Annotated in this window: 3 protein-coding genes and 1 pseudogene; 1 reads left to right on the forward strand and 3 read right to left on the reverse strand. The window is 64.1% G+C overall.

The features are described 5' to 3' along the window. Positions 1–24 precede the first annotated feature (24 nt). Positions 25–672, reverse strand: a complete 648-nt coding sequence (locus VEI45_RS25535) for a TetR/AcrR family transcriptional regulator (RefSeq protein ID WP_324857493.1) — start codon at positions 670–672, stop codon at positions 25–27. A gap of 139 nt (positions 673–811) precedes the next feature. On the opposite strand from VEI45_RS25535, the gene VEI45_RS25540 reads away from it, so the two are divergent. After that, the gene (locus tag VEI45_RS25540; RefSeq protein WP_324857489.1) at positions 812–1,366 is read left to right on the forward strand and encodes a pyridoxamine 5'-phosphate oxidase family protein; all 555 of its coding nucleotides are present in this window, start codon (positions 812–814) and stop codon (positions 1,364–1,366) included. 127 nt (positions 1,367–1,493) lie between these two features. On the opposite strand, the gene VEI45_RS25545 is transcribed toward VEI45_RS25540, so the two are convergent. Together VEI45_RS25545 and VEI45_RS25550 are read right to left on the reverse strand one after the other, a co-directional pair. Beyond that, the gene (locus VEI45_RS25545) at positions 1,494–2,525 is read right to left on the reverse strand and encodes an amidohydrolase family protein (protein WP_324857491.1); all 1,032 of its coding nucleotides are present in this window, start codon (positions 2,523–2,525) and stop codon (positions 1,494–1,496) included. Between the two features lie 15 nt (positions 2,526–2,540). After that, positions 2,541–3,013: pseudogene (locus tag VEI45_RS25550) on the reverse strand (extradiol ring-cleavage dioxygenase); the annotation flags it as partial.

Here is a 3,013-nt window from a genome sequence, read left to right on the forward strand (position 1 = left end):
TGAGCAGCTGAACGCGATCGCCGCTTAGCCGCTGCGGCGCTTAGCTTTTCGCCGACGGAGATGGCCTGCAAGCGCTTGGGTCAACCCGTCGATGATCAGGTCGAGCCCGAATGAGAATTCGTCTTCCAACGGCACCGGAAGGTTATCCGCGACGCTGACGGTCGCGGGGAACGTGCGTGGATCCAGGTGGTGGAAGACCTGGGTTAGCCTTGCGTCATCAAGGTCGCCGCGGCTGCTGGTGATCTGGATGGCAAAGCCCAAGATGTAGCGGGCCAGCGTCGCGTATGAGCGTGCCGCGAGCGCGGCCGGGAATCCGTTGTCGAGCAGGATCCCGATCAAACCTTCTCGTGCGCCCATCGCGTTGGGTCCCAGTGGCACATCTTCGGCTAGCAGCGGCGCGACGTTCGGGTGACTGCGCAGCGCGTCAAACATGGCGCAGGCGGCCGTTTTTCCGGCCTCCTGCCAACTCATTGTGCGCAGCTTCGCGGCATCTATCTCCACGCTGCCGAACACCCGGTCGACGACGTGGGCGATCAGGTCCGCTCGGCTACCGAAGTGGCGATACAGCGTCGCCGTCCCAGAATTAAGGGCCTGCGCGAGCGTTCGCATCGATAGGGCATCGGCCCCTTCGTCGTCGACGATCTGCAGAGCCGTCGTGACGATGCGATCCAGCGGGATGGCCGGGCGGCCGCGGGAGCGTCGGTTCTCCTGTTGATGCCTGGTGGTCACGGGCCCAAGTATGGCGACTCTTGACAGCGATAGCAATAACGGTAACATTGTATCCATTATTAATCGACAAGGACGATTCACCATGCTGCTTCCACTCGCAACAGAACCATTCGCGGCGCCTACCGACCGCGACATGCTGCCTTCGGAGCGACGTACTTTCGTGCGTACCCACCGCACCTGCGTGTACGGCTACCGACGCTTACACGACGGGCCGGCGATGTCGATCGTCTACTACATCCCCACCGAGGACGACGAATTGTTGGTGTCAACGATGGCTGGCCGCGGCAAAGCCAAAGCCGTTGCACGCGATGGCAAAGTGAGTCTCTGCGTGCTCGACGAGCAGTGGCCGTTTGCCTATCTGCAGGTGTATGCCGACGCCACTGTGGAGCGGGATCGCGACCTCGTGGTCGACGTCATGATGGCCGTTGCCGGAAGGATGTCGGGCCAACCGGTCGGCGAGGAGGCCCGCCCGTTTGTGGAACTGATGGCTGAGCAGGAGGATCGCGTCGTCGTGCGCTGCCGGCCCTACGAGACCTTTGCCCAGCCGCCGCGGCATCTGCACCGCAACGACCAGGAAGAGCAGATCACCCACTGGGTGTCGGCCACCGTGCCCTGGGATGCGCCGGATCCGGTGTGATCGGTTAGGCGGCGGGGGAAAAGGCGATCAGGTAGTCCAGCGCCTCCTGTGACTGAGTCTCCAACGCCCTGGTGAGTGCCCGTGCTCGCGCGCCGCAATGCGTTTGGACTGCAACGGATACCGTTGGTTACGTGCTGGTCATCAGCCGCGCGACGGCCCGCATGGCACGCCGGCTGGCGGCGTGTCGCAGCCGCTGAGCCTGCGACTGGGGAACCGGCGCCGGGGTCGTACCGAGCCGTGGAAACAAAGCGAGCGCGTTGGTGCGCTCGATGGCGTTGCGTGTGTTCACGTCGAGATCAGGGTAGTTCTCCAGGCCTGCCGCGAACAGCTTTCCGGCGGCGACGGGGGCGAACGGCCAGTCGGATCCGAAGGTGACGTGGCCAGGTTTGGCGAAGGCGAGCAGCGTGGGTAACGCGGCCGCGCTGGAGGACAGTGCGGTGTCGAAGTAGAAACTGGAGAAGTCGTCAAGGATGTCGGCCGGGCTGCGGCCGGTGTCCGCGGTGATGGCCACGGCCATCCGGTGACTGGCATAGGGCACGAAGCCGCCCGCGTGGCTCAGGATGAACCGGATATCGGGGTAGCGGCTTCGAATGCCGTTGCGCACCAACAGATAGGCGGCGCGGGTGGTGTCGAGCAGGAAGTCGGCTGCGAACGGTGCGACGCCGGGCACGGTCGGCCCCGGCAATTCGGCCGGATGGATAAAGACCACCGCGGCGCGATCGTTGAGGGCGGTGAACAGCGCCTCCTGCCCTTCCTGGCCCAAATAGACTCCAGCGTTGTTGGCTAACAGCACGACACCGTCGGCCTTGAGCTCGTCGAGCGCGCGGACGGCTTCCGCGACGGATTCGTCGATGTTGGGCATCGGTACGGTGGCGAAAAACCCGAACCGGTCCGGCTGCGCTGCGACCAGTTCGGCGGTGTAGCCGTTGAGGTCACGCGCGAGCGCGGCGGCGTCGGCCGGATCGGGCAGGAATGTGGTGCCGGGAGTGGACACCGACAGGATGGCTGTGCCGATACCAAGCTCGGCCATCGTCTGCAGCGACGCCCCAGGGCTCCAGTCGGGTAGCGCGCGTCCGCCGGCCTCGTCGATCCCCGCTTTCTGCAGGGCTTTTCGGTAGTCAGGTGGGATCAGGTGGTGATGGGTGTCGATGCGCAGCATCGAGGTCTCCTTGACTTAGTTGTCGGGGATGCCGGCGCCGGACAGTGCGGGGATAGTGTCTTCGCGGTGCAGCAGTGACTGGGCCGCGGTCTTGAACTGCGTGAGCTTGTCGACGATCGTCTGGCCCTCCGGAGTGTGGCCCCAGATGCTAATGCCTTGATGTGTTGTTGGCTCCCAGGTCTTTTCGTTGACGACGATGGGGTTCCAGCCGACTTCCCATTCGAAGCCAGAGGGGGTCATCGCATAGTAGGACAGCTCGCGGTCGTTGGTGTGCTGGCCCACCGCCAATGCCATGTGGAAGCCGAGTTCTTTGACCCGTTGATATGACGCGGTCATGTCGTCGAGCTCGGAGACCTGAACGTTGAGGTGCTGGATACGGGTGCGAATGGGGTTGACGGGCAGCCGGTTGACCGCGGCGATCGCCACCGAGTGGTGGCGCTGGTTGACGCGTAGGAACCGGATTTTGAGCTTGACGCCGTTGATGGTTT

Origin of the sequence: Mycobacterium sp. (assembly GCF_035623875.1) — a bacterium.
Taxonomy (GTDB): domain Bacteria; phylum Actinomycetota; class Actinomycetes; order Mycobacteriales; family Mycobacteriaceae; genus Mycobacterium.